Here is a 25,395-nt window from a genome sequence, read left to right on the forward strand (position 1 = left end):
GAGTAAGACCAACATGCGTCCCGAAAATATGAGCTACAAGAAATTCAAAGTGATGAAAGGCCTGTTCATCCTGGCCTGCGGCGCCCTGCTCGGCGCCATCGTCATGCTGTTGTGGAACTGCCTGATCCCCAACATCTTCCCCGGCGCCAATGCCGTCAATTATTGGCAAGCCCTGGGATTGCTGCTACTCTGCCGCATCCTGTTCGGCGGCTTCCGCGGCCACCACCGCGACTGGCACGAAAAGCGCGAGCACTGGCAGCGCTGGCAAGCCATGACGCCCGACGAACGCGCCCAGTTCTTCAAACAGCGCGAAGGGTTCTTCAAGCACCGCCCGCCGTTCTGCCGCCCAGGTTCACCAGACGAAACGAAAGAATAATTAATGAAGAAAACCCCTGCGCCGCCCTTCAGCGGCTACCAGAAAATCGTCGTGGCGATGCTGGCCTTCCTGCAGTTCGCCGTCATCCTGGATTTCATGATCATGTCGCCGCTGGGCGCCGTGATCATGCCGGACCTGAAGATCGGTCCGGCGCAGTTCGGCCTGGTGGTCTCGGCCTACGCCTTCAGCGCCGGCGTCTCCGGCCTGCTGACCGCCGGCTTCGCCGACCGCTACGACCGCAAGAAACTGCTGCTGTTCTTCTACACCGGCTTCATCGTCGGCACCGTCTGGTGCGGCCTGGCGCAGAGCTTTGAAAGCCTGCTGGCGGCGCGCATCTTCACCGGCCTGTTCGGCGGCGTGATCGGCTCCATCGTGCTGGCCATCTCCACCGACCTGTTCCCGCCGCAGATGCGCGGCCGCGTCATGGGCCTGATCCAGACCGCGTTTGCCGCCAGCCAGGTGCTGGGCATCCCGGCCGGCATCTACCTGTCCAACCAGTGGAACTGGCACGTGCCGTTCATGGCGATGGCCGCGTTCGGCCTGGCGGGCGGCCTGCTGGTGGCGTGGAAAATGCAGCCGGTGAACGGCCACCTCGGCAAGCCGCAGGAACACAGCGCCTTCATGCACCTGTTCCACACGCTGACCGAGAAGCGCTACCTGCTGGCGTTCGCCATCACCGCCCTGCTGACCACCGGCGGCTTCATGCTGATGCCGTTCAGCAGCGCCTACATCGTCAACAACATGGGCATCGATTTGCACCATCTGCCGACCGTGTACCTGATCACCGGCGTGTGCACCATCTTCATCGGCCCGATGATCGGCCGCGCGGCGGACGCCTTCGGCAAGTTCCGCGTGTTCCTGTTCGGCACCGGGCTGTCGATCGCCATGGTGCTGATCTATACCCACCTGGGCCGCGTGCCGCTGTGGATGCTGGTGGTGGTGAACACCATGATGTTTGTCGGGATCTTCTCGCGCATGATTCCGTTCCAGGCGCTGTCGTCGACGGTGCCGGTGCAGACCCAGCGCGGTTCGTACAACGCCATCAGCGCCTCGATCCAGCAGCTGGCTGGCGGCCTGGCGTCGGTGGCTTCCGGTCACATCGTCACGCAGGCGGCGGACGGCCATTTGCAGCACTTCGACACGGTCGGTTACGTGGTGGTCGGCACCTCGCTGGTGGCCTCGTTCCTGGTGTGGCGCCTGCAACGCAACCTGACGGCGGAGGCGGCACTGGCGCCAGCCTGAGCCCGGATAGAGGTATCAGTTTGTTTCTAATTGTTAAGAAATTCTAATTTAGTTGCCATGCGGCATTATTTCGAATTACAATGTTAACAGTACGAAACTAACCACTAACTATCTAGGGAGAAGTGCATGAACTCCAGAAATATGGATGCCGCCTGCCTGCGCGCCCTGCGCAGACGCGGTCATTCCGACGCCAGTATTGCTGCGATGACGCCGGAGGAAGCGTTTTGTGAATACTGTGCGTACCACGGGATCATGAACCTTCTGCCGACCACCTTGCAGATGCTGGACAAATTGCGCGGCAACGTCAGCGCGCAGTAAGACCGAGTCGCCTGCGGCCATCGAGGGCCGGGTTCCGTTTCGCGCGGAACCCGGCCCTTTTATTTGGCGCCCACGATAAGGCGCACTTATTGCAAGGATAATAATTTCGAATTGGAGTGCGGCTTGCATCCTGCGTAGAATTCGGCCGGTCCCGTTGAAAATTTCCCGCATGCGCAACCGAAAAGTCCTGATTACGCCGGCTGAGCTCTCGGACCTGGTTTTTCGCGAGCGGCAGGCCGAGCGCAACCGCATCGCCCGCATCCTGCACGACGACTTCCTCCAGCAATGCCAGATGATCGTGCTGTCGCTGCAAAGCAGCTCGGCCAACCTGCATGCCATCGCGGAAAAAGCGGCCGACGCCATGGCGCTGGGCCGCGACCTGATCCTGGAACTGCGCCAGCCCAACGTCTCGGCCTCGCTGCAAACCCGCCTCGACAGCCTGGCGCGCGCGGTGTGCGAGCCGGCCGGCATTCAATTCCGTTGCAGCCTGTCGGCGGCGCTGGCGGCACAGCGCGACGGCTTTGCCGACGAACTGTTCATGTGCCTGGCGGAAGCGGTGCGCAACGCCGTGCGGCATGCGAACGCCAGCACCATCTCCATCACGGAAGAGTGGATCGCGACGCGGGTGATCCTCAGCGTCACCGACGACGGCCGCGGCATCCCGCTGCATGTGCTGAGCCAGAAACACGTGGGCAGCCATTTCGGCCTGCATGGCATGCGCGAGCGCGCGGCCGACCTGGGCGCGCGCTTCGGCATCGCCAGCGACAACGGCGCCGGCACCACCGTGTCGTTCTGCTTCGGCCTGCCGGCGTGGCTGGCGCGGCTGCACCCGGCGCGCACCGCGCGGAGTAAAATGCAACGCTACACTCAGCGCAAAGGTTCAAACCTGTGAAACCCTCGGAACTGAGGCTGTATCAAAACTTCCTGCTGCTGGCCCAGGAACTGCACTTCGGCCGCGCCGCCGAGCTGGCGTCGATCACCCAGCCCGCGCTCAGCCAGCAGATTGCCCGGCTGGAGGAAAGCCTGGGCGTCAAGCTGCTGGTCCGCGACCAGCGCCAGCTGGCGCTGACGCCGGCCGGCGTGGTGTTCCGCGACGGCATCGCCAAGATCATCAGCAACTTCGACCAGCTGGCCCAGCAAACGGCGGCGGCCGCCGGCGGCGAAAACACGTCGATCTCCATCGGCATTACCGAATACGCCAACCTGCCGGTGCTGGCCGACGCCATGAGCCAGCTGCTGCTGGCCTATCCCGGCGCCCGGCTGGAACGCCACGAGATCCTGCACCAGCAGCATGGCGGCGCGCTGATGCGCGGTCAGATCGACGTCGGCATCGGCGTCGTGCTGGGCGGATCGCAGGCCGCCATGGCGCACTCCGCCGAGATCAGCAGCCGGCTGGTGGCGGCGTCCGACTGGTCGCTGCTGCTGCCCGACACGCACCGCTGGGCCGGCGCACAACAACTGCCGCTGGCTAGCCTGGCGGAAGAACGCATCGTCACCTTCGCCCGCGAAGTCAATCCGCCGGTGTATGACGGCCTGGTGGCGGCCTGCCAGGCGGCCGGCGTAACGCCGAATTTCGTGTTCGGCGCCACGCAGTCGCTGTTCGGCATCCAGCTGGCCAGGGACGGCATGGGCCTGATGCTCGGCACCGCCTTTGTGCTGGGCACGCCGCCGCCCGGCATGCGCGTGGTGCCGCTGACGGGACTGGAGCCGCTGACCATGGTGGCCAACTGGCGCAGCGACGAATGCCGGCCCGTTGTAAAAAATTTCGTGGAGCTGCTGTTCGCTTCGGCCGGCCGTTAATGCAAAAAAGCCGCCTCGACGAATCGGGCGGCTTTTTTTGTGCAGCGCGGGCTTAGCGGTAGAACGCTTCGACCGTGCCTTTCAGCTTGATCAGCATCGGGTTGCCGTAGCGGTCCAGCGATTTGCCGGCTGGCACCTTGATCCAGCCTTCGCTGATGCAGTACTCGTCAACGTCCATGCGTTCTTTGCCGTTGAATTTGATGCCGACATCGTGTTCGAACACGGCTGCGACGTGGAATTTGCTGCGAGGATCAATCGACAGACGATCCGGCAGTGGTGGGAGTTGGGTAGTATCGTTCATCCCGTAATTATATCAGTTCGTTTTGAAGATCAGCTGCGCCACGCGCTGCAATTTTGGATACACCATCGGCACCGTCAGCATGGTGCTGCCGATCGCCATCAGCAGCAGCGCGGTGAAGGTTTCGCTGGTGATGATCTGCTTGTCCAGCAGGATGTTGACGAAAATGATCATGATCAGCGCCTTGGTCTGCAACAGCCAGCCGATGACGGAGGCCTCGCCCGGGCCCCATTTCAGGATCTTGCCGGCCAGGTGGATGCCGGCCAGCTTGCCCGACACCGACGCCACCAGCAGCACCAGCGCCACCACGAACACGGCCGAACCGCCCACCGCCCAGTTGGTGCGCAGGCCCGTGCTCAGGAAGAACACCGGCATCACCGCCATCAGCACATTGGCGCGCAGCAGATCCATCTTCTGCTGGTCGAACCACTCGGCATCCATCACCGCGCCGGCCAGGAAGGCGCCGACCATGAAGTGCAGGCCGGCCCAGTCCGCCGCGAGCGCGCATACCGCCAGCCAGATGAAGGACACGTACCAGCGGTCGCGCTCGGGAATGCGCACCATCATCATGCGGAACAGCTTGGTCGCCAGCGCGAACACCAGCAGGAAGCCGGCCTGGCGGCCGACGCGGTCCCAGTCCAGCAGGATCACCGCCAGCACGCCCCAGATGGCGATGTCGTCCAGGCTGGCGTAGCGCAGGATGCGCTGGCCGATCGGCTGGCGCAGGATTTCCAGCTTTTCCATCAGCAGGATCAGGATCGGCAGCGCGGTCACCGCGCAGGCCATGCCGACGCCCAGCACGAACTGCCATGCATGCGCCTGCGGCCCTACCCAGCCGGCATAGCCCAGCAGGCCCAGCGCGGCGACGCAGCCGAACACCAGCGGCGTGCCCAGCGCCAGGCCGGCGGTGATGGTGCTTTCGCGGCGGTGTTCCCAGGCCTTTTTCAGGTCCAGCTCGATGCCGGCGATCATCACGAAAATCATCACCGCCCACCAGGCGATGCCGTTCAGCGACTGCACCACCTGCGGATTGAACACGAAGGAATAGTACTCGGGGAAGGCGCGGCCCATGATGCCCGGTCCCAGCAGGATGCCGGCGATGATCTGCACCACCACCAGCGGCGCGTAGTAATCCGTACCGCCCAGGCGCCAGATCAGATACGGCACGCTGAAAATAATTGTCATCGCGATCAGAAAGATCTCGGTGGTCCCCATGTGCATTGCTATCCCCTGTTATGTAGTTTTCTTTCAGTTTAACGAATCCCGAATAAAAACTATACAATGATTGCTTACTCAAGTATTATTCAAGCATAACTCAACAAGGACGCAACCATGGAAACGCCTATCAGCCCCAGTCTTGAATTCACGCTGCGCCTGGCGCGCGCCCAGGCCACCCTCGTCCGCCGCCTCGACCAGGTGCTGGGCGGCTACCACGGCATCAGCTTCAGCGACTTCATGCTGCTGCACTACCTGAACCGCGCACCGGGCGGCCGCCTGCGCCGCGTCGACCTGGCCGAGCGCCAGGGGCTGACCGCGTCCGGCGTCACCCGCACCCTGCTGCCACTGGAAAAAATCGGCCTGGTCGAGCGCCAGCAGGATCCGCGCGACGCCCGCGTGGCCTACGCCGCCATCACCGACACCGGCCGCGAGCTGCTGAACAACGCCGTCACCGTCGCCGACCAGATCAGCAAGGATCTGCTGCGCAGCTGCCCGTCGACGCAGTTCGATGACCTGAGCAACGCACTGGCGCTGATCGCCGGCATGAACGCCTCCAACTCATGAGCGCGCTCAGGCAGAACGCCAACTTCAAGTGGATGATGCGCGGCAGCGTGATCTCGCTGCTGGGCGACCAGATGACCATGATCGCCCTGCCCTGGCTGGTGCTCAGGCTGACCGGCAGCACGCTGGCGCTGGGCCTGGTGATCGCGCTGATGAGCATTCCGCGCGCGGTCTTCATCCTGCTGGGCGGCGCGCTGGTGGACCGCTACTCGCCCAAGCGCGTGCTCATGCTGAGCAAGTACGCCAACGCCGTGCTGCTGGCCCTGCTCGCGCTGCTGGTGATGAACGCCGACGCCGCCCCCACCGTGCCGCTCGGCGAGTCGCTGTCGCTGACCATCGCGCTGACGCCGCAACTGACGCTGCGCCTGATCTACGTGCTGGCTTTCGGCATCGGCCTGGCGCAGGCCTTCGGCATCCCGTCCGGCACCTCGATGATGCCGCTGGCGCTGCCGCGCGAGCACCTGCAGGCGGCCAACGGCGTGATGATGGGACTGCGCCAGGTGTCGATGCTGGCCGGTCCGCTGCTGGCGGCGGGCCTGCTGGCCGTCGCGGGCGGCGATGCGCGCGGCCTGGCGCTGGCCTTCGGCTTCGACTGCCTCAGCTTCCTGGTGTCGGCGTGGACGCTGTCCAGGGTGCGGCCGCTGGCGACGGCGGCGCCGCAGTCCGCGCCGCAATCGGTGCTGCGTTCCGTCGGCGCCGGCCTGCGCATGGTGTGGGACGACGTGCCGCTGCGCCAGTGCTTCATCTACTGGAGCATCGTGTCGCTGTTCATCGGCGGCACCATGCAGGTGGCGATACCGGTGCTGGCCAGCGACCTGCACGGCGCTTCCACGCTCGGCTTCCTGATGGCGGCGCATGGCCTGGGCACCTTGATGGGCATGGGCGTGGCGGCGAAGTTCGGCGCGCGCCTGCGCTTCGCCAGCTTCGGCGTGATGATACTGCTGATGGACGCCGTCGCCGGGCTGCTGGTGGCGCCGCTGGGCCTGGTGCACGCCGCGTGGCAGGCGGCCGCGCTGATGCTGTCGCTCGGCCTGCTGACCGGCTATATGCAGATCAACGTGTTCACCTGGATCCAGCGCCGCGTGGCGCCGCAGATGATGGGCCGCGCCATGAGCATCTTCATGTTCATCTTCATGGGACTGGCGCCGTTGTCGGCGGCCAGCGCGGGATGGCTGCTGACGCTGATCCCGCTATCGCAATTGTTCATCGGCGGTGGCATGATACTGGTGCTGTTCGCGGCGGCGGCGTATCTGTTCACGCCGATGCGCAACATCACCTCGACCACCGCTTAAAGGATTTGCATGGAAACCAAATGGCTGGAAGACTTCATCTCGCTGGTGGAGACCAATAACTTCAGCCGCTCGGCGGCGCTGCGCCATGTGACGCAGCCCGCTTTTTCCCGCCGCATCCAGTCGCTGGAAAACTGGCTGGGCACGGACCTGATCGACCGCACTTCCTACCCGACGCGCCTGACGCCGGCCGGCATCGTGTTCTACGAGCAGGCGCTGGAGATGCTCTCCAAGATCAACGGCGCGCGCGAGATGCTGCGCTCCAAGCGCGCCGCCGCGCAGACCAGCATCGACCTCGCCGTGCCGCACACGCTGTCGCTGACCTTCGTGCCGAAGTGGCTGACCGCGCTGGAACAGGACTTCGCGCCGATCCGCAGCCGGCTGATGGCGCTCAACGTCCACGACGCCGTGCTGCAGCTGGTGGAAGGCGGCTGCGACCTGCTGCTGTGCTACCACCATCCGCGCCAGCCGGTGCAGCTGGACCCGGGCCGCTACGACATGCTGGTACTGGGCCGCGAGTCCCTGCGCGCGTATGCGCGCTGCGATAAAAACAGGGTGCCGGAGTTCACGCTGCCCGGCACCAAGCGCGCGCCGCTGCCGTTTTTATCGTACACCAACAACGCCTACCTGGGCCGCATGGTGGAGCTGATACTGAACGACGCCAAAACCCCGCTGCACCTGGAGCCGCATTATGAAACCGACATGGCCGAGGGACTGAAAATGATGGCGCTGGAAGGCCGCGGCGTCGCCTTCCTGCCCGAATCGGCCGTCACGCGCGAGCTCAAACAAAAGCAGCTGGCGCGCGCCGACGGCGATACCTCGGACTGGGAAATCGAGATGGAAATCCGCCTGTACCGCGAGCGCCCGTCCGCGCACCGGCGCGGCAAACCGATCGTCGACAGGCTGTGGGAATTCCTCGAACTGCAGCAGAACGGCGGCCGCAAAAAACGCCGCATCGAGGTATCGGAAAGATAACTATGCATCTTTTGCATAGCCGAATGCGCATACAGCATTGGCCGCCTTAATTGCCCAGGCATAAGATTCGTCCCACTTGAGCGCTGCCACGAGCAGCGCTCAGCCAACGAATCCACGGAGCCTTGAGCATGACCACTGTACAAGCACAACACGCACTGCCCTCCTACCTGAATGCCGAAGATCTCGGCCCATGGGGTGTCTACCTGCAGCAAATCGACCGCGTTACCCCGCACCTCGGTAGCCTGTCGCGCTGGGTCGAAACGCTCAAGCGCCCGAAACGCATCCTGACCGTCGACGTGCCGATCGAGCGCGATGACGGCTCCATCGCCCACTACGAAGGCTACCGCGTGCAGCACAATATGTCGCGCGGTCCAGGCAAGGGCGGCGTGCGCTTCCACCAGGACGTGACCCTGTCCGAAGTGATGGCCCTGTCGGCGTGGATGACCGTGAAAAACGCGGCCGTCAACGTGCCATACGGCGGCGCCAAGGGCGGCATCCGTGTCGATCCCAAGACCCTGTCGCGTGGCGAACTGCAGCGCCTGACCCGCCGCTACACCAGCGAAATCAGCCTGATTATCGGCCCGAACAAAGACATCCCGGCACCGGACGTCAACACCAACGAACAAGTGATGGCGTGGATGATGGACTCCTACGCCATGATCGAAGGTAACCTGTCGACCGGCGTCGTGACCGGCAAGCCCATCTCGCTGGGCGGCTCGCTGGGCCGCCGCGAAGCGACCGGCCGTGGCGTGTTCGTGGTGGGCCGCGAAGCCGCCGCCAAGCGCGGCGTGGCGATTGAAGGCGCCCGCGTCGCCGTGCAGGGCTTCGGCAACGTCGGCGGCGTGGCCGCGACCATGTTCGCCGAAGCAGGTTCGAAGGTCATCGCCGTGCAGGATCACACCGGCACCGTGGTGAACCAGGGCGGCCTGGATATCCCCCGCCTGCACAAGCACGTGGCCGAAGTGGGCAGCGTCACCGGTTTCCCCGGCGCCGAAGCCTTCCTGGACCGCGACGCTTTCTGGGGCGTGGAATCGGACATCCTGATCCCGGCCGCGCTGGAACAGCAGATTACTGCCGCTAACGCGCCGCGTATTCGCACCAAAATCATCCTGGAAGGCGCCAACGGCCCGACCACGCCGGAAGCCGACGACATCCTGACCGACAAGGACGTGTTGATCGTTCCTGATGTGCTGGCAAACGCTGGCGGCGTAACCGTGTCATACTTCGAATGGGTGCAGGATTTCTCCAGCTTCTTCTGGAGCGAAGATGAAATTAATGCACGCCTTACCCGCATCATGCAGGACGCATTCAATGCAGTATGGACCGTTGCGCAGGACAAGAAAGTCACGCTGCGTACCGCCACCTTCATCCTCGCTTGCACCCGAGTGTTGCAAGCCCGTGAAGTTCGTGGCCTGTATCCATGATTCACTGAATCCCCAGCAGTTTGCGCCTGTACCTGCCTCTGGCTCGTGCAGGCGTTTTTCGCTTTATAGGAATAAATAATAATATGACCACGATTGAACAAAAGGCACTGGCCTACCATCGTTCCGGCAGTGCCGGCAAAATCGCTATTGAAATTACCAAGAGCGTCAGCACCCAGGAAGACCTTGCCCTGGCTTACTCGCCCGGCGTCGCCGCGCCGTGCGTCGAGATCAAGCGCGACCCGACCAAGGCTTACGAATACACCGCCAAGGGCAACCTGGTGGGCGTCATCACCAACGGCAGCGCGGTGCTCGGCCTGGGCAACATCGGCGCGCTGGCCGGCAAGCCGGTAATGGAAGGTAAAGTCGTGCTGTTTAAAAAATTCGCCGGCATTGACGCCTTCGACATCGAAGTCGACGAGAGCGATCCGGACAAGCTGGTGGACATCATCGCCGCCCTGCATCCGACCTTCGGCGGCATCAACCTGGAAGACATCAAGGCGCCGGAGTGCTTCTACATCGAGCGCAAGCTGCGCGAGCGCCTGACCATTCCGGTATTCCACGACGACCAGCATGGCACCGCCATCGTGGTGGGCGCGGGCATGCTGAACGCGATTGAAATGACCGGCCGCGATATCGCCACCGTGAAAATCGTCTGCTCCGGCGCCGGCGCCGCGGCCATCGCCTGCCTGGAACTGCTGGTGGACCTGGGCGCGCAGCGCAAGAACATCTTCGTCTGCGACAGCAAGGGCGTGCTGACCACCGCGCGCAACCTGGACGGCGAAAAAGCCGCCTGGGCGCAGGACACCACGGCCGCCACCCTGTCCGATGTGATGGACGGCGCCGACGTGTTCCTGGGCGTGTCCGGTCCTGGCGTACTGTCGCAGGCCGACATCCAGCGCATGCACGCGCATCCTATCGTCTTCACGCTGGCCAATCCGGAACCGGAACTGCGTCCGGAACTGGTGCGCGAAGTGGCGCCGGATGCGATCATCGCCACCGGCCGTTCGGACTATCCGAACCAGATCAACAACGCGCTGTGCTTCCCTTACCTGTTCCGCGCGGCGCTGGATTCGGGCGCCTCGACGATCAACCAGGAAATGAAGCGCGCCTGCGTGGTGGCCCTGGCCGACATGGCACGCAGCGACGCCCGCTTCAGCAAGGATTACATCGTTCCAGGCCTGCTGGACCCGCGCCTGCTGAGCGGCGTGACGCCGAAGATCGCCACCGCCGCATGGCGCAGCGGCGTCGCCCGCAAGGAACTGGTCGAACTGGAATACGCAGACGACCTGAAAGACCTAGCGGAATCGCTGCTGTAATCAGTTCTTCGGCGGGCGGATTCCGGTGTATTGTGCCGACACCAGCAGCCACTTGCCGTCCTTGAACTGGGCCACATAGCCGGCGCGCATCGCAAAGGTGCGCGCCGCATCGCCGCTGCCCATGATGAAATTCAGGCGCGCATAGATCACGGCGCTGTCGCCGAGCACGCGCACCTGCGGCTCATCGACCTGCAACTGCGGCGCCGGACGTTTCAGTTCCGGCGCGTAGAACGACAACATCTTCTCGCGGCTATCCACTTCACCCAGCGGCGACACCTCTGCGTAGTTGTCGGCGGTGATGGCCTTTAACGCCGCCTGGTCAAAGGTGGCCTGCGCTTCGGCATGGCGCTTGACCAGCGCTACCAGTTCCGCATCGGCCGGCGCGGCAAATGCGCTGGACATACCGGCCGACGCAACCAGCAAACACTTCAGAACGAATCTCGACATCATCAACTAGCTCCTATCAAAGGTTGTACTTCAATGACCGGCGATCCGCTTGCTCAACTGATCGCGCAGGGTTCTTGCATCGGGTGCGGCGGCGGAGGCGAAAAACTCGATCGTTTCGCCGAACACCGACTCGAATTTCAAATGCAGCACCAGCCATTCCTGGTCCTCGGACCTGCCCAACTCGATCCTGTCGATATCCCGCCAGGCGGCATAGGCCTCCAGATCCTTGTGCTTGAATCCCAGTCCATCGCCGCAGTCAAAGACCTGCAACTGCAAAGCCGCCATGCGCGCGGCGCCCAGCAATGCGGCTGCCGCAGCCACCACCGCCACCGCCGTCAACACCTCCCAGCGCGCGGGATAAAACCACGTCGACACGGCGGCCACCAGCGACACTGCAAGGAAAACCAGCAGATGCCAGCGCATGAAACGGCGGCTGGGCGATCTGGAAATCAGCCGCCGCGTTTGCGTGGCCGGCATCAGTGCCTTCTTCGCCTGCTCAAAGTGCGCCAGCCACTGCCTGATCTCCTGCAGGCGCTCCGGAAAGCGCTGCGCATCGATATCGCGCAGCACCTGCCGCAGCTGGAACTCGGTGTAGCGCGTATAGTCCGGCGCATCCATTTCTACTGCGCCGGCTGCAACGCGATGACCGCCATGCCGGCCAGCGCCAGCACGGCGCCGGCGATGTCGAAACGCGTCAGCGCCACGCCATCCACAAAACGGAGCCACAGCAGCGCCACGCAAATGTAGGCGCCGCCGTAGGCCGCGTAGGTGCGGCCGGCCGCCGTCGGGTGCAGCGTCAGCAGCCAGGCGAACAGCGCCAGCGACAATGCCGCCGGCAGCAGCAGCCATGCGGGCCTGCCGTGCTTCAGCACCAGCCAGGGCAAGTAGCAGCCGACGATTTCCGCCAATGCCGTCACGAAGAACAGCGATGTAATTCTCAGGATATCCAACTAGCGCACTCCGAATTTTTCGTTAATCACGCGGACCGCTGTGGCGACGCCGTTTTCCTGCGCCATCGCATGCGAAACGGCGGCGGCCCGGATTTGCATTTCTGGCTGCAAGGCGCTGATCCGCGCCGCCAGCTGCTTGGCCGTCACGCTGAGCCGCTTGGCCAGCTTGCCGGCGACGCCCAGCCGCCGCAACTCATTGCCCCAGTGTTCCTGCTCGCTGATATGCGCCACCACCACCGACGGCCGGCCCGCCAGCGTGGCCGATTGTGTGGTGCCGGCGCCGCCATGATGCACCACCGCCGCACAGCGCGGGAAGACCAGGTGATGCGGCGAAGCCGATACGTAAAGGATCTGTTGACTGGATTGAAAACCGCAGGCCGCCGCATCCTGCGTCTGAATGATGGCGCGGCATCCGGCCAGTTGCGCCGCCTCGGTGAACAGGCGCAGCGTCTCGGTCTGATTGGGAATGTCGGGCGGCGTCCAGCTGCCGAAGGTCATGTAGACCGGCGCAGCCCCGGCGGCAAGGAAGGCTTCCATCGCTTCCGTCAGCCGCCCTTCCAGCTGCATATTGGGCATATCGAGGAAGCCGCACACCTGGATCGAAGGCGGCCAGTCCGGCTGCCGCTCGCAGATCTGCGGGCTGACACCCACCAGCGTCAGCTGCGGCGACAACCACACCTGCGTGACGATGTCCGTGGTCAGCGGCATGTGCAGCCGCGCGCGCAAGCGATTGGGATAAGGACCGGCGGCCCTCTGCAATGCCCACCGGGTCAGCCGCCACAAAACGCCCTGCCCGAACGGCAGGCCAAGCGGATGGCTGTAGGCGCTTGGTATCGCCGCATGGGACAGCAGCACGCTGACATACGGCTTGCCCGCGCGCTCCGCGGCGATCTGCAAGGGATACATGAAGTAGTGGCCGACCAGCAGGTCCGACCGTTCCGCCACTTCCAGCGCGGCCGACAGCATGGCCTCTTCGGCGGGCAGCAAGCCGCCTTCGATCAGCTTCTTCATCTGCGTCAGCGGATTGCGCATCCTGATGGCCGCCTCGCCCAACTCCGAGGCGCTGGACGGCTCGATGACCGGCGAGGCGATCACGCGGATGTCCACGCCGGACGGAGACACCATGTCGGCATACACCGCGCTGTCCACGCAGGTAATCAGCAGCGTGACCGCATGCCCCGCCAGCTGCAAACCTTCCGCCAGCGCGACAAACGGCCGTATGTCGCCGTGACTACCCCACGTTTGCAGTCCTATTTTCATGCATTGCCCATCGCCATAACAATTTATCAATTATGGAATGGGCAAGCACCGCGTGCAAGAGATTAATTAACCATTTGCGATGCGGCGCACTTCCTCGTCCGGCGACGATACCGCCGCCGCCACGGTACGCGGCCGACGGCCACGCAGGCCGCTGACGCTGGCCGTGTGCGACTCCAGCTTGAACACGTCCACCACGTGCGCCAGGCTGGTCGACTGGTCCTGCAGCTCCTGCGCGGCGGCGGAAGCCTGCTCCACCAGCGCGGTGTTCTGCTGCGTCATGCTGTCCATTTCGCTGATGGCGTTGTTGACCTGCTCGATGCCCGCCGTCTGCTCCATGCTGGCGCCGCTGATCTCGCCCATGATCTCGGTCACGCGCTTCACGCTGGTCACTACTTCGTGCATGGTCTCGGCGGCCTTGTGCACCTGTTCCGAACCAGCGCCCACCTTCACCACCGAATCATCGATCAGCGACTTGATTTCCTTGGCCGCCGCGGCCGAACGCTGCGCCAGCGTACGCACTTCCGACGCCACCACCGCGAAGCCACGCCCCTGCTCACCGGCGCGCGCCGCTTCCACCGCCGCATTCAGCGCGAGGATATTGGTCTGGAAGGCGATGCCGTCAATGACCGAAATAATATCCACGATCTTCTTCGACGAATCGTTAATCGACGCCATGGTCACGGTAACCTGCTCCATCACCTGGCCGCCCTGCTCCGACACGCTGGACGCCGACACCGCCAGCGTATTCGCCTGCATCGCATTCTGCGCATTCTGACGCACGGTGCCGGTCAGCTCTTCCATCGCGGTGGCGACTTTTTCCAGCGACTCCGACTGGTGCTCGGTGCGCAGCGACAGATCGCGGTTGCCGCTGGCGATTTCCGACGACGCGGTGGCGATCAGATTGGTCCCCTGGCGCACCTGGCCGACGATGGACGACAGGCTGTCGCGCATCGCCGCAATCGCGTGCAGCAGGCTGGTTTGATCGTTGACCTTGACCTGCACCGCCACCGACAGATCGCCCTCGGCGATCTTGTTGGCGATGTCGGTGGCGTAGGCAGGCTCGCCGCCCAGTTGCTTGAGCAGCAGCTGCGTGTTCACCCACGCGATCAGCACGCTGACCAGCAGCGACAGCACCGCCTGCAGCACGATCCACAGGAAGGCATCGCTGGCGTGCGCGTCGACGTCGGCGCCGGCGGCGTGGGTCTCGGCCAGCACGGCTTTCAGCACGGTCGCGATATCGGCCACAATCTGCTTGCGCAGCGGGCTGCACTCATTGGTCAGGAAGGCCGCGTAGCCTTCCATGTCGCCGGCTTCGCGCAGCTGGCGCGGACGCTTCAGCGAATCGGCCATCTTCAGCAGGCCGCTGCGGACCTTCTCGAAATCGGCGTCGCCCTTGTACGCCGGCGCCATCTGCTCCAGCGCCGCCAGGTAGATGGCTTTCTGTTCGTCGACAATCGCCAGTTCTTTGGACGCTGCCGAGGCGTCGGCAAAGACGTAGGCATTGCGCGCGGCCAAACCGGTCTGCGCCAGCGCTTCGCGCGCGACGTACAGCGGCTCCAGCTTCTCTGACATCACGCGCTGCTCGTCGTGAAACGCATTCGTAATCGACGACATGCGCACAATCGCGAAGGTGGCCATGATCAGCATCAGTGCAGTCAGCGTGCCGAAACTCAGCGCCAGCTGAGTACCTATTTTTAGTTTTTTAAACGCTTCCATCAACTTCCTGTTTGTAAAGGACGAACGCAAAAAAACGGCGCGGATGGCGCCGTTAGCTCTTTTCGATCAAAGGGGATGAACAGTGACTAATTGCAATGTGAATTATGCATTACCCAATTATATTGTCTATGACAAATAGGTAACTTGCGCAGATTTACCACACTTTTGGTAGAGGGCTAAGGGTTACGCTTAGTGTAGAAGGCCTGCAAGCCGCTGTCGTCGCCGGCCAGCAGCAGCGCGTGGTCGGCGAACAGCATCTGCCGGAAGACCGGACTCGCTCCCAGCGACGCACCGCTAGACAAGGTGAAACGCAGCAGCACCGGCGCCTGCGCCGACAGTGGCGACGCGTTGACCGCGTAGTCGGCCAGCACCAGCACGTCGCCTGGCGTGTCGCCGGTCTTGAAGGCGCCGACCACACTGGCGGCGATGGTGACGCCGCCGCTGAACGCGTGCGCATCGATCTCCGTCGCCCGCGCATTGCCGCCCCAATTGGTGGACAGCGTTTCCTGCGTCAGATCGGTACGACCAGCCGGCAGCACCGGCGCGCCGTTGCTGTCGAGCGCCACGCCCATCACGCCACCGGCTGCGGCGACGGTGGCCTTGCCGTTCCACAGCACGCCCATCTTGCCGGCGGCGTTGAGCGCCACCGGATACGGTTGCGCGCCGCCGGTGCCGAGCGACCGGACGGTCGGCGCGCCGGCGCCTTTCGCCCACATCGCCAGCATTGCGCCGCCGTTCTCCAGCCAGCCGGCAAGCACCGCGCCGCCCGCCGCCGCAACGCGCGGATGCAGCGCCGAGGTGGACGTCGTGAACGGTGGCGTCAACTGCTTGCCGTTGAAATCGAACTTGCACAATTTGAGCAGGTACTGCGTCTTGTCGGTGACTGGCAGCAGCGAGAAAGTAGTGGCCAGCCAGAAGCCGTTGCCGTCCACCGCACCGCCATTTTCGGCCGGCGCGTAATCGCCGGCGGGATACAGGTCGGTAGCGCTGCCGGTCAGCCTGGCCTGGGCGTCGAAGTGCAGCAGCCGCGTGCCGGCGCTGGCCTGCACCATGACGAAACCGTCCGGCGACAGCATCATCAGCCATTCGCCGGTGTAGCCGGCGGCCAGCGTGAAGCCGTAATCGGTGGAGGATAGCAGCTTGCCCTGCTGATCCAGCACGCTCAGTCGCGTGGCCGCATACACAGGCCTGTCGTTGACGGTGACAAAGGCATCGGAGCGCGAGCGCACCACGATATGGTCGCCCACGACCAGCGCGTCGGCCATGGCAGGCAGCACACCGACAGTAATGGGACTGGAAACCGAGATGGAAGGCGAAGACGCCGCAGCGCCGGCAGTGACGGTCGCGCGGGAGGAAGAACCGGCGCCGCCACCGCAGGCGCTCAGCAACGCGACAGCAAGAAGAAGGAGAAAACGCATGCAGGCAGTATAAAAAGAAAAACAACTTCCCCCTACACCGCCCGCATGGCCTGGCGAGCCAGCGTGATGCCCGCTCAGGCCATCTTCATCAGTCGCGGATGACCGCGCCGCCCTTCATCACGAACGACACCTTGGTCAGTTCGGCCGCGTTCTCGGCCGGGTTGCCCTGCACGGCGATGATGTCGGCGTACTTGCCGGCGCTGATGGAGCCGACGCGGTCCTTCCAGCCCAGCAGGTCGGCGGCGTTGATGGTGGCGGCCTGGATCGCCTGCATCGAGGTCATGCCGTACTTGATCATGTAGGCGAACTGCCTGGCGTTGTCGCCATGCGGATAGACGCCGGCGTCGGTGCCGAAGGCCATCTTGGCGCCGCCCTGGAAGGCCTTGCGGAAGTTATCGCGCTGCAGCTGGCCGATGACCTTCTCCTTGGCGATCGACTCCGGCAGCATGCCGGCCTTTTCGCCTTCCTGCAGGATGAAATCATCGTTGTAGATGTCCATCACCAGGTAGGTGCCCTTCTCCTTGGCCAGCTTGATGCCGGCGTCGTCGATCAGGCTGGCGTGTTCGATCGAATCCACGCCGGCGATGATCGCATCGTGAATCGCGCTGGTGCCATGCGCGTGCGCGGCGACCTTGCGGCCCAGCTTATGCGCCTCGTTGACGATGGCCTGCATCTCTTCCAGCGTGTACTGCTGCGCGCCCGGCTCGTCGCCTTTCGACAGCACGCCGCCCGAGGCGCAGATCTTGATCACGTCGGCGCCGTACTTGGCCATCTCGCGCACCTTGGCGCGCGCTTCCCATGGGCCGTCGGCGACGCCGCGACCGGTGAAGTTGACGTCCGGCGGCAGCAGGTTCTCGTCGCAATGGCCGCCCTTGATGCCGATGGCGTAGCCGGCGGTACGCATGCGTGGGCCGATGAAGTCGCCGTCGTTGATCGCATCGCGCAGCGCCACGTCGCCAAAACCGGAGGCGCCGACATTGCGCACGGTGGTGAAGCCGGCTTCCAGCGTCTTGCGCGCCGAGCGCACGCCGTACAGCGCGGCGCGGGTGTCCGACACGCCCAGCGAGTTGTAGCCGCCCAGGTAAGGGTCGCCGGTCAGGTGGGTGTGCATGTCTATCAGGCCTGGCAGCACGGTCTGCGCCGACAGGTCGATGACCTTGGCGCCCGCCGGCACCTGCGCCGAGGCGCTCGGGCCGACCGAGGTAATGCGCTCGCCGGTGATGACGATGGTCTGGTCCTTGAGCACCGTGCCGGCCACCACGTCCACCAGTTTGCCGGCGCGGATGACGGTCACCTGGTCTGCGGCATTGGCCTGTGCGGCGGCGCCGAGGATGGCAGCGGAAATCAGTAAGTGCTTCAGTTTCATGGAGGACGCCCCAGGCATGGAAAACGAAAAGCATAGCAGAGCGCCCGCCAAACGGGAAACTATCCCGGCCAGGCGCAGGTGCGGAAACCTGCAAAGAGGTCGTCGCGCTCCGGCAGCGCGAAACGGCGGAACTTGGCCGAGCCAAAGCGCGCCGGCGTGGCGAACGAAGCGCCGCGCAGCACCTGGTGCGTGTGGAACCACGGCCTTGAATATTCCAGCCAGCGGTCCGCCTTGAAGTCCGGGTAAGGCTCGAACGGCGACGCCGTCCACTCCCACAGCTGTCCCCAGCGCAAGGCGGGATGGCCGGACAAGGCGGCATATTCCCACTCGGTTTCGGTGGGCAGGCGGCGTCCGGCCCAGGCGCAATAAGCCTGGGCTTCGTACAGATTCACGTGCCGCACCGGCTCCGAGGCCGGCAGCGTGGACAGCTTCCCGAAGCGCATGGCGCGCCACTGAGAACCGTCGCGCTGCCAGTAGCGCGGCGCCGAGCGCTCCTGCCGCATCAGCCAGGCGGCGCCGGCGTCGCTCCAGAACTGGCGGTTGTCGTAGCCGCCGTCGATGACGAAATCTGCATACTGGCCGTTGCTCACCGGTGCGCTGTCCATGTTGAACGAGGCTACATGGAAGCTGTGCGCCTGACGCTCGTTATCGAAGGTGAAGCCGTCGCCGGACTTGCGGCCCAGCTGGAACGTGCCGCCGGGGAAGCGGATTTCCGACGGCGCGGCCACCTGCAGCACTTCGCCCGCCGCCTGCACCGGCGCCGGCAGGCCCAGTGCCTGCAAGGCCTGGAGCATGGCTTCGCCCTGCATGTCCTCATAGGCCAGCGCCAGGCGGTAGGGATACAGGGCTTCCTCGGTATTCGGTTCGCGCGTCAGCTTGTCCAGCACGCGGTCCAGCACTTCGTGGCAGTAGGTTTTGACGCCGCCCGGCGTCGGCAGGTCCAGCGTCCAGCGGCTGCGATGCGGCACGCGCTCGGCGTCGAACCAGTCGTCGCCCTTGGTCAGCAGGCAGTTGCCGCTGGCGTCGGCCGGATGGCTGGACGCCGCTTCGCGCAGGATGAACCATTCGGCGAACCAGGCGATCTGCCCCAGCTGCCACACCGGCGGATTGATGGTCTGCAGGGGCGGCACGCGCGCCGCCATGTCCATGCCGGCGGCGGCAAAACAGTCGAACAGCGAAAGCGTATAATCTCTCGCATGCTGGAGAGCCTGTGCCAGTTGCTGCGACGTCGCGTTCCTGAATGAAGAAGTCATGCGCCGATTGTACCAGCGCCTCCGCCGCAATCCGAATCAACCAGGAACCGAACCATGAGCAATGACGCTATCAAACTCACCTCCTTCTCCCATGGCGGCGGCTGCGGCTGCAAAATCGCGCCCGGCGTGCTGTCCGAGATCCTGAAGAACTCCAACGGCTTCCCGGTGCCGAAGGAACTGCTGGTCGGGATCGAGACCGCCGACGACGCCGCCGTCTACAAGCTCAATGACGAGCAGGCGCTGATCGCCACCACCGATTTCTTCATGCCGATCGTCGACGATCCGTTCGACTTCGGCCGCATCGCCGCCACCAACGCCATCTCCGACGTGTATGCGATGGGCGGCACGCCGATCATGGCGCTGGCCCTGGTGGGCATGCCGATCAATAAACTGCCGGTGGAAACCATCGGCCAGATCATCAAGGGCGGCGAGTCGATCTGCGCCGAGGCGGGCATTCCGATCGCCGGCGGCCACACCATCGACTCGGTGGAGCCGATCTACGGCCTGGTGGTGATGGGCCTGATCCATCCGTCGAAAGTGAAGCGCAATGCCGACGCCAAGGCCGGCGACGTGCTGATACTGGGCAAGCCGCTGGGCGTGGGCGTGCTGTCGGCCGCGCTGAAGAAAGGCGCGCTGAATGACGAAGGCTACCAGGCCATGATCGCCAACACCACCAAGCTGAATAAGCCGGGCAAGGCCTTGTCCGAGCTGGCCGGCGTGCATGCGCTGACCGACGTCACCGGCTTCGGCCTGCTGGGCCACCTGCTGGAACTGGCGCGCGGCGCCAAACTGGAGGCGCATCTCGACATGCAGCGGATTCCGCTGCTGCCGGGCGTGGAACAGCTGGCGGGCGACGGCTACTTCACCGGCGCCTCGGGCCGCAACTGGGAAGCGTATGGCAAGGACGTCAAGCTTGCCGAGAGCATCACGCCGGCGCAGCACTCGTTGCTGACCGATCCGCAGACGTCCGGCGGCCTGCTGGTGTCGTGCGATGCGGCCAGCGTGGACGAAGTGCTGGCCCTGTTCCAGCGTGAAGGCTTCGGCGAGGCCGCCGTCATCGGCCGCATGACCGCAGGCGAGGCGCGCGTCATCGTCAGCTGATCTTATTTTTCCGGGATGTGCACCGACCAGACTACGGAGAAAATCTTCCACTGGCCGCCGCGCTTGACCATCTGCCAGGTCTCGACGCCGTAGTTCTCGACCACGCCGTCGCCGACAAACTCATAGTCGAACATCACCCAGGCCAGGTCGCCGTCCTGGGTGACCTTGACGTTGTAGAAGCGCTCTTCGATGGGCAGTTTGGCGTCTTTGACGAAGTGCGCGAAGTCGTTATAGCCGCCGCTGGCGCGCACGCCGTCGAAGTTCGGATCAAGCTCCGCGCGGATCTGCTGCACGCGCTTGTCGGCCATGGGCGCGGTCCACATGATGTTCGAATTCAGCATCAGCGAAGACAGCGCCTTCACATCCCTGGCCTTCAGCGCGGCCTGGAACTGCTCGGTGACCGCCGTGATGGCCGCCACATCCTCCGGCGTACTCACCGGCTTGGGTGGCGCGGCCAACGCCGCGCTGACAAACAAGCCACACAAAACAGCAGAAATGAATCGGCGCATGCACAGTCTCCATAAGTGAAAGTGCCTTGATCCTATGCTGAAATTGCAAATCAAACAAATGGATTTTGAAGCCTGACGCCCGTGGAGAGGAAATCGGAGATGTTGCGGGTAACAACGGTCAAGTCGTAGACCAATGCAATGGCCGCAATCTGTTTGTCAATAATGTGCTGCGGTTGTGGGCACATGAGGCGCCCCCAAACCTGAGCACATTCAATATCAAAGCTCAGCTGACGATCAGCGTAATCGTTAAGGATCAAGTCCAGCCAAGCTTCCAGTCGAGCAGCATCCATGCTACGTCCCCGGTAGCGCAAATTTTCCAAACCGCAGCGTATTTCACCTACGGTTTGGGCCGCGATGAAAAGATTATGCTTACTGGTCAAACGAAAAAAATCCATCACGCCCGGATTACACCGGCGTCCCTTGCGCGCTTCGCTGAGAACGTTGGTATCGATCAGATACATAGCCGCGTTACGTGCGACGTGCGCTGAAATCGTCATCTTCACCGACATATGGCATGCTCGCCAAAACCTCGCCAAAGGGCCGGCGTTCCGGGCGCTTTAACAATTCGGCAAGCATGTCTTTGGCCTCCTCTTCAACGCTCCAGCGATGCTCTTTTGCTCGTTTTTCCAAAGCGCGCATTACGATGTCGTCCACATCGCTTAATAACAGGTGCTTAGCCATAAACGCCTCCTTATGATTAATCCAGTCTAGCAGCACGACTCGCCACTTCAATTGAGATACCACAGCAAGACCAACGATGCAAAAACGACAATCATCCCAATTTAGCTTGACGGGCGCGGCGCCGATCGCTTACATTTGAGGAATGATCTCGCATCTGCACCTATCCGCTTTCCTGCTATCGCCTGCCAGCGCCCTATCGCTAGCAGCGCGTCTACTAGCACGCGTTTAATCCGCGTCCCTGTTGTACCCCGTGCCGGCCACAAGCCGCACCCGTCTCAAAATCCAGGAAAGTTGTACCGATGCTCCCAGCCTTGTCGCTACTGCTAAAACTACCGATCGGTTGCCGCGCCTAGTATCCCGTGGCCGCGCCGCAGCCTTTCGCCACATCGTTTTAGCCAGTCCCCCTCTATTCCCGATCCAGGAGCATTACCATGATGTTGCAGAACCCAGCGAGCAAATACCGTCCATTCCCAGCCGTGCAGTTGACCGACCGCACCTGGCCGAACGCCATCATTAGCAAACCGCCGATCTGGATGAGCACCGACCTGCGCGACGGTAACCAGGCGCTGATCGAGCCGATGAGCATCGAGAAAAAACTGCGCTTCTTCGACCTGCTGATCAAGATCGGCATCAAGGAGATCGAAGTGGGCTTCCCTTCCGCCTCGCAGACCGACTTCGACTTCGTGCGCAAGCTGGTGGAAGAAAACCGCATCCCGGACGACGTCACCATCATCGTGCTGACCCAGTCGCGCGAAGAACTTATCCGTCGCACCGTGGAATCCTGCGTCGGCGCCAAGCGCGCCATCGTCCACCTGTATAACTCGGTGGCGCCGGTATTCCGCAAAGTGGTGTTCGGCATGTCGCGCGAAGAGATCACCAACATCGCCACCACCGGCGCCAAGCTGGTGAAGGAACTGACCAAACAGCACCCGGACACCGACTGGGGCTACGAGTACACGCCGGAATCCTTCTCCACCACGGAGCTGGACTTCTCCAAGCATATCTGCGACGCCGTCAGCGCCATCTTCGAGCCGACGCCGGGCAAGAAGCTGATCATCAACCTGCCGTCCACCGTCGAATGCAGCACGCCCAACGTCTACGCCGACCAGATCGAATGGATGTCGCGCAAACTGGCGCGCCGCGATTCGCTGATCATCAGCGTCCACCCGCACAATGACCGCGGCACCGCCGTGGCCTCGGCCGAACTGGCCGTGATGGCCGGCGCCGACCGCGTCGAGGGCTGCCTGTTCGGCAACGGCGAACGCACCGGCAACGTCGACCTGGTCACGCTCGCACTCAACCTGTACACCCAGGGCGTCAATCCTGGCCTGGACTTCTCCGACATCGACGAAGTACGCAAGGTGGTGGAAGAGTGCAACCAACTGCCGGTGCACCCGCGTCACCCCTACGTGGGCGACCTGGTATTCACCGCCTTCTCCGGCTCGCACCAGGACGCGATCAAGAAAGGCTTCGCCAAACAACAGGAAGGCGCGATCTGGGAAATCCCGTATCTGCCGATCGACCCGCAAGACCTGGGCCGCAGCTACGACGCCGTCATCCGCGTCAACAGCCAGTCCGGCAAGGGCGGCATGGCCTACCTGCTGGAACAGGACTACGGCCTGGTGCTGCCGCGCCGCCTGCAGATTGAATTCAGTCGCGCGGTGCAGGCGGTGGCCGACCAGACCGGCCTGGAAATCACTTCCAACGGCATCTACGACATCTTCAGCAAGGAGTACTTCGAGCAGAACGCGCCGTACGCCTACCAGTCGCACAAGATGGTGGAAGACACCAGCAGCGACGAGCCGGTGCAGATCGACATCGCCATGATGCACCGCGGCGCGCCACTGGCGCTGCAAGGCGGCGGCAACGGCCCGATCGACGCCTTCGTCGACGCGCTCGGCCTGGACATCAAGCTGATGGACTACCACGAGCACTCGATCGGCTCCGGCGCCAACGCCAAGGCCGCGTGCTACGTCGAACTGCGCCTGGCCAACGGCCCGACCCTGTTCGGCGCGGCCACCGACAGCAACATCCTGACCGCGTCCTTCAAGGCCGTGCTCAGCGCCGTCAACCGCCAGTTGATCCGCTCGGAAGCGGAACAGGCCAAGGGCGCCGTCAGCGCCTGATGCCGGCGAACGGGACGCCCGCGCTGGCGTCCCGTTCGCGCAACACCTCGGCAAAAGGGAGGTTTTCCGCACTGCAACATAGCGCTATACTGGGCTGTCGACCTCACGGAGTCCAGGATGAATATCTCGAATCTGAAAATCGGCGCGCGCCTCGGCCTCGCCTTTGGCGCCGTCCTGCTGCTGATGGTGATACTGATCGGGATCGGCCTGCAGCGCCTCAGCAGCATCGGCGCGATGAACGACACCATCATCGACAACGACTGGGTCAAGGCCGAAGCGGCGGCCACCGTCACCGCCACCACGCGCGCCAATGCCGCCCTCACCCTCGAACTGTTCATCACCGACGACAGCGCCCGCCTCGCCACCATCAGGAGCGAGATGGACGCCAACAAGAAGATCATCACCACCGCGCTGGAAACGCTGGGCCGCCTGGTCACGCGCGCGGAAGGCAAGGCGCTGCTGGCGCGCATCGGCGATGAGCGCAAGGCCTACGTGGCGTCGTTCACGCAGGTGGGCAAGCTGCTGGCCGACGGCCAGCGCGACGCCGCCCTGGCCTTCATGCGCAGCGACATGCAGCCCAAGCTGAATACCTTGCAGGACAGCATCCGCACGTTGAACGCATTGCAGAAATCCGTGGTCGAAGAAAACGGTGCGGCGGTCAAGCACGACATCTCGATGGCGCGCCAGATGATGGCCTGGCTGGGCCTCGTGGCGCTGCTGCTGGGACTGGGCTTCGCGTGGCGCGTGACGCGCTCCATCACCGAACCAATCGGCGATGCGCTGCAAGTGGCGCGCGCCGTCGCCGCCGGCGACCTGACGCAAAACATCAGCAGCACGCAGCGCGATGAAATGGGCCAGCTGCTGGAGAGCATGGCGCAGATGAGCAGCAACCTGTCCAACATCGTCGGCCGCGTGCGCAGCGGCACGGGCGCCATCAACACCGCGTCGGCGGAAATCGCCAGCGGCAATATGGACCTGTCGTCGCGCACCGAGGAGCAGGCCAGCTCGCTGGAAGAAACCGCCGCCTCGATGGAAGAGCTGACCAGCACCGTCAAGCAGAATGCCGCCAATGCGCAGCAGGCCAACCAGCTGGCGCAGGACGCCACCAACATCGCGCAGCGCGGCGGCGCCGTGGTGGCGCAGGTGGTGGACACCATGAACGCCATCAACGACTCTTCGCGCAAGATCGTCGACATCATTTCGGTCATCGACGGCATCGCGTTCCAGACCAATATCCTGGCGCTGAATGCGGCGGTGGAAGCGGCGCGCGCCGGCGAACAGGGGCGCGGGTTTGCGGTGGTGGCGTCGGAAGTGCGCACGCTGGCGCAGCGCTCGGCCAGCGCCGCCAAGGAAATCAAGCAGCTGATCGACGATTCGGTCGACAAGGTGGCGGCCGGCGCGCAGCTGGTCGACCTGGCAGGCAACACCATGAGCGAGGTGCAGGACAGCGTGCGCAAGGTGACCGAGATTGTCGAAGAAATGTCGCTGGCGAACCGCGAGCAGACCAGCGGCATCGAGCAGATCAACATCGCCATCAGCCAGATGGACCAGGTGACGCAGCAGAACGCCGCGCTGGTGGAAGAAGCCGCCGCAGCCGCCTCGGCGATGCAGGACCAGGCCGGCGAACTGAATGAAGTCGTCAGCCAGTTCCGCCTGTAATCCGGGGTCAGTTCTGCCAATCGCACACGGCCTCTACCGTAGCAGCCGCTACGGTAGAGGCCGTGTGCGATTGGCAGAACTGACCCCGGATT

General features: G+C 63.7%; 27 protein-coding genes. 14 read left to right on the top strand and 13 right to left on the bottom strand.

The features are described 5' to 3' along the window. Nucleotides 1-13 precede the first annotated feature (13 nt). From GJ698_RS28625 to GJ698_RS28645, 5 genes are all read left to right on the top strand, one after another. Nucleotides 14-376, top strand: coding sequence for a hypothetical protein (locus GJ698_RS28625; protein WP_371865468.1), 363 nt, complete (start codon nucleotides 14-16; stop codon nucleotides 374-376). Nucleotides 377-379: 3 nt separating this feature from the next. Further along, nucleotides 380-1,618, top strand: a complete 1,239-nt coding sequence (locus tag GJ698_RS28630; RefSeq protein ID WP_154361258.1) for an MFS transporter — start codon at nucleotides 380-382, stop codon at nucleotides 1,616-1,618. Between the two features lie 126 nt (nucleotides 1,619-1,744). After that, nucleotides 1,745-1,936 carry a hypothetical protein gene (locus GJ698_RS28635; RefSeq protein WP_154361259.1) on the top strand — a complete coding sequence of 64 codons (192 nt, stop codon included), beginning with the start codon at nucleotides 1,745-1,747 and terminating at the stop codon, nucleotides 1,934-1,936. Between the two features lie 169 nt (nucleotides 1,937-2,105). After that, the gene (locus GJ698_RS28640) at nucleotides 2,106-2,828 is read left to right on the top strand and encodes a sensor histidine kinase (RefSeq protein WP_154361260.1); all 723 of its coding nucleotides are present in this window, start codon (nucleotides 2,106-2,108) and stop codon (nucleotides 2,826-2,828) included. Continuing rightward, on the top strand, nucleotides 2,825-3,736 hold the full coding sequence (locus GJ698_RS28645; protein ID WP_154361261.1) for a LysR substrate-binding domain-containing protein: 912 nt from the start codon (nucleotides 2,825-2,827) through the stop codon (nucleotides 3,734-3,736). Before GJ698_RS28640 ends, GJ698_RS28645 begins: the two co-directional genes overlap by 4 nt. A 52-nt stretch (nucleotides 3,737-3,788) precedes the next feature. Here GJ698_RS28645 and GJ698_RS28650 read toward each other — a convergent pair whose 3' ends face one another. After that, nucleotides 3,789-4,037 (bottom strand): DUF3297 family protein, encoded by a 249-nt coding sequence (locus tag GJ698_RS28650; protein ID WP_154361262.1) that lies wholly within the window; start codon nucleotides 4,035-4,037, stop codon nucleotides 3,789-3,791. A 12-nt stretch (nucleotides 4,038-4,049) separates the two neighbouring features. After that, nucleotides 4,050-5,255, bottom strand: a complete 1,206-nt coding sequence (locus GJ698_RS28655) for a cation:proton antiporter (RefSeq protein ID WP_154361263.1) — start codon at nucleotides 5,253-5,255, stop codon at nucleotides 4,050-4,052. A 111-nt stretch (nucleotides 5,256-5,366) separates the two neighbouring features. On the opposite strand from GJ698_RS28655, the gene GJ698_RS28660 reads away from it, so the two are divergent. From GJ698_RS28660 to GJ698_RS28680, 5 genes are all read left to right on the top strand, one after another. Continuing rightward, nucleotides 5,367-5,816 (top strand): MarR family winged helix-turn-helix transcriptional regulator, encoded by a 450-nt coding sequence (locus tag GJ698_RS28660; protein ID WP_154361264.1) that lies wholly within the window; start codon nucleotides 5,367-5,369, stop codon nucleotides 5,814-5,816. Beyond that, nucleotides 5,813-7,105, top strand: a complete 1,293-nt coding sequence (locus tag GJ698_RS28665) for an MFS transporter (protein WP_154361265.1) — start codon at nucleotides 5,813-5,815, stop codon at nucleotides 7,103-7,105. The genes GJ698_RS28660 and GJ698_RS28665 overlap by 4 nt, the downstream gene beginning before the upstream one ends. Nucleotides 7,106-7,114: 9 nt before the next feature. Continuing rightward, a complete protein-coding gene (locus tag GJ698_RS28670; RefSeq protein ID WP_154361266.1) occupies nucleotides 7,115-8,077 on the top strand; it encodes a LysR substrate-binding domain-containing protein in 963 nt (320 codons plus the stop codon). Nucleotides 8,078-8,205: 128 nt separating this feature from the next. Continuing rightward, nucleotides 8,206-9,501: a Glu/Leu/Phe/Val family dehydrogenase gene (locus GJ698_RS28675; RefSeq protein ID WP_154361267.1), complete on the top strand. Its 1,296-nt coding sequence runs from the start codon at nucleotides 8,206-8,208 to the stop codon at nucleotides 9,499-9,501. A gap of 83 nt (nucleotides 9,502-9,584) precedes the next feature. Further along, nucleotides 9,585-10,817, top strand: coding sequence for a malic enzyme-like NAD(P)-binding protein (locus GJ698_RS28680; protein ID WP_154361268.1), 1,233 nt, complete (start codon nucleotides 9,585-9,587; stop codon nucleotides 10,815-10,817). On the opposite strand, the gene GJ698_RS28685 is transcribed toward GJ698_RS28680, so the two are convergent. From GJ698_RS28685 to GJ698_RS28710, 6 genes are all read right to left on the bottom strand, one after another. Further along, entirely contained in the window at nucleotides 10,818-11,219 is a 402-nt protein-coding gene (locus GJ698_RS28685; RefSeq protein WP_166454961.1) for a nuclear transport factor 2 family protein, read from the bottom strand. It lies immediately after the preceding gene. Between the two features lie 75 nt (nucleotides 11,220-11,294). Then, a complete protein-coding gene (locus GJ698_RS28690) occupies nucleotides 11,295-11,882 on the bottom strand; it encodes a hypothetical protein (RefSeq protein ID WP_154361270.1) in 588 nt (195 codons plus the stop codon). Between the two features lie 2 nt (nucleotides 11,883-11,884). Then, a complete protein-coding gene (locus GJ698_RS28695) occupies nucleotides 11,885-12,214 on the bottom strand; it encodes a YnfA family protein (RefSeq protein WP_154361271.1) in 330 nt (109 codons plus the stop codon). After that, on the bottom strand, nucleotides 12,215-13,474 hold the full coding sequence (locus GJ698_RS28700) for a glycosyltransferase (RefSeq protein ID WP_154361272.1): 1,260 nt from the start codon (nucleotides 13,472-13,474) through the stop codon (nucleotides 12,215-12,217). Between the two features lie 66 nt (nucleotides 13,475-13,540). After that, complete coding sequence (locus tag GJ698_RS28705) at nucleotides 13,541-15,190, bottom strand: methyl-accepting chemotaxis protein (protein WP_154361273.1); 1,650 nt, start codon at nucleotides 15,188-15,190, stop codon at nucleotides 13,541-13,543. A gap of 176 nt (nucleotides 15,191-15,366) precedes the next feature. Beyond that, nucleotides 15,367-16,455: a hypothetical protein gene (locus tag GJ698_RS28710; RefSeq protein WP_229260207.1), complete on the bottom strand. Its 1,089-nt coding sequence runs from the start codon at nucleotides 16,453-16,455 to the stop codon at nucleotides 15,367-15,369. A gap of 40 nt (nucleotides 16,456-16,495) precedes the next feature. Here GJ698_RS28710 and GJ698_RS31220 point away from each other — a divergent pair, with 40 nt between their 5' ends. Beyond that, nucleotides 16,496-16,621, top strand: coding sequence for a hypothetical protein (locus tag GJ698_RS31220; protein WP_267874851.1), 126 nt, complete (start codon nucleotides 16,496-16,498; stop codon nucleotides 16,619-16,621). A gap of 75 nt (nucleotides 16,622-16,696) precedes the next feature. Here GJ698_RS31220 and GJ698_RS28715 read toward each other — a convergent pair whose 3' ends face one another. Beyond that, nucleotides 16,697-17,974, bottom strand: a complete 1,278-nt coding sequence (locus tag GJ698_RS28715; RefSeq protein ID WP_154361275.1) for a Xaa-Pro dipeptidase — start codon at nucleotides 17,972-17,974, stop codon at nucleotides 16,697-16,699. A 59-nt stretch (nucleotides 17,975-18,033) separates the two neighbouring features. Further along, nucleotides 18,034-19,227, bottom strand: coding sequence for a selenoneine synthase SenA (gene senA / locus GJ698_RS28720; protein ID WP_229260208.1), 1,194 nt, complete (start codon nucleotides 19,225-19,227; stop codon nucleotides 18,034-18,036). Between the two features lie 54 nt (nucleotides 19,228-19,281). Between senA and selD the strand changes: the two genes are divergently transcribed. Then, the gene (gene selD, locus GJ698_RS28725) at nucleotides 19,282-20,328 is read left to right on the top strand and encodes a selenide, water dikinase SelD (RefSeq protein ID WP_154361276.1); all 1,047 of its coding nucleotides are present in this window, start codon (nucleotides 19,282-19,284) and stop codon (nucleotides 20,326-20,328) included. Between the two features lie 2 nt (nucleotides 20,329-20,330). On the opposite strand, the gene GJ698_RS28730 is transcribed toward selD, so the two are convergent. From GJ698_RS28730 to GJ698_RS28740, 3 genes are read right to left on the bottom strand one after another with little or no spacing between them, the layout of a single operon-like run. Next, the gene (locus GJ698_RS28730) at nucleotides 20,331-20,837 is read right to left on the bottom strand and encodes a nuclear transport factor 2 family protein (protein WP_154361277.1); all 507 of its coding nucleotides are present in this window, start codon (nucleotides 20,835-20,837) and stop codon (nucleotides 20,331-20,333) included. 50 nt (nucleotides 20,838-20,887) lie between these two features. Further along, nucleotides 20,888-21,346 carry a type II toxin-antitoxin system VapC family toxin gene (locus GJ698_RS28735; protein WP_229260209.1) on the bottom strand — a complete coding sequence of 153 codons (459 nt, stop codon included), beginning with the start codon at nucleotides 21,344-21,346 and terminating at the stop codon, nucleotides 20,888-20,890. Continuing rightward, on the bottom strand, nucleotides 21,306-21,518 hold the full coding sequence (locus tag GJ698_RS28740; protein WP_154361279.1) for a FitA-like ribbon-helix-helix domain-containing protein: 213 nt from the start codon (nucleotides 21,516-21,518) through the stop codon (nucleotides 21,306-21,308). Before GJ698_RS28740 ends, GJ698_RS28735 begins: the two co-directional genes overlap by 41 nt. 431 nt (nucleotides 21,519-21,949) lie before the next feature. Here GJ698_RS28740 and leuA point away from each other — a divergent pair, with 431 nt between their 5' ends. Both leuA and GJ698_RS28750 read left to right on the top strand, forming a co-directional pair. Next, on the top strand, nucleotides 21,950-23,644 hold the full coding sequence (gene leuA / locus GJ698_RS28745; protein WP_154361280.1) for a 2-isopropylmalate synthase: 1,695 nt from the start codon (nucleotides 21,950-21,952) through the stop codon (nucleotides 23,642-23,644). A 117-nt stretch (nucleotides 23,645-23,761) separates the two neighbouring features. Further along, the gene (locus GJ698_RS28750; protein ID WP_154361281.1) at nucleotides 23,762-25,303 is read left to right on the top strand and encodes a methyl-accepting chemotaxis protein; all 1,542 of its coding nucleotides are present in this window, start codon (nucleotides 23,762-23,764) and stop codon (nucleotides 25,301-25,303) included. The last annotated feature ends 92 nt before the right edge of the window (nucleotides 25,304-25,395 follow it).

This window comes from Duganella aquatilis, assembly GCF_009674565.1.
Lineage (GTDB): Bacteria > Pseudomonadota > Gammaproteobacteria > Burkholderiales > Burkholderiaceae_D > Rugamonas > Rugamonas aquatilis.